Below are 498 nucleotides of genomic sequence, written 5' to 3'. Positions count from 1 at the left end.
ACCGGATATAAAATGGCAATTAGAAGGACCAATAACCATCTACTTCGACAGGATGGACAGAGCTGATTGGGTTGCTCAATCTGAAAGACGACATGCCGATATTAAACATGGATTCACTGTTGAAGCAGAAGAGGTTCGTCGGGTTATTCCAACACCGCTGCGGGATGATTTGTTTAATGATGGTCAAATCACTTTTGCAGAAGTGCTGCTATACCTATCTCAGACCCGTGATGATTTCCATGTTGAGTACCAATGGGGCGAAGATATCGGTGCTTATCGCTATACGGTATGGCGTAATGAGGATGGTAGTGCTGTAGAGTTTGATATTGATGGAAAACCAGTTGGAGAAGGCGATCCTAACTGGTATGCCAATTGGATCCCAGATACTGCAGACTTTAAGAGAGAATATAAATACACCAATTGGGGGGAAAACGTTGGCACTCGTTTAGAAATGACAGTGCTGCAATCAAATTCAGGTGTATTACTGCGTCCAAGAAG

1 protein-coding gene is annotated in these 498 nt (G+C 43.4%); it reads left to right on the top strand.

Annotated elements, in window-relative coordinates:
• Positions 1–498: hypothetical protein (locus BCU91_RS20370; protein ID WP_198590447.1), on the top strand; the 498-nt coding region annotated here is incomplete at both ends.

The sequence above is a fragment of the Shewanella sp. 10N.286.52.B9 genome (genome assembly GCF_002873635.1).
Classification (GTDB): Bacteria; Pseudomonadota; Gammaproteobacteria; order Enterobacterales; family Shewanellaceae; genus Shewanella.
The sequence above is the reverse complement of the archived record's forward strand: the minus strand, read 5'-3'. Positions and strand labels throughout refer to the sequence as shown.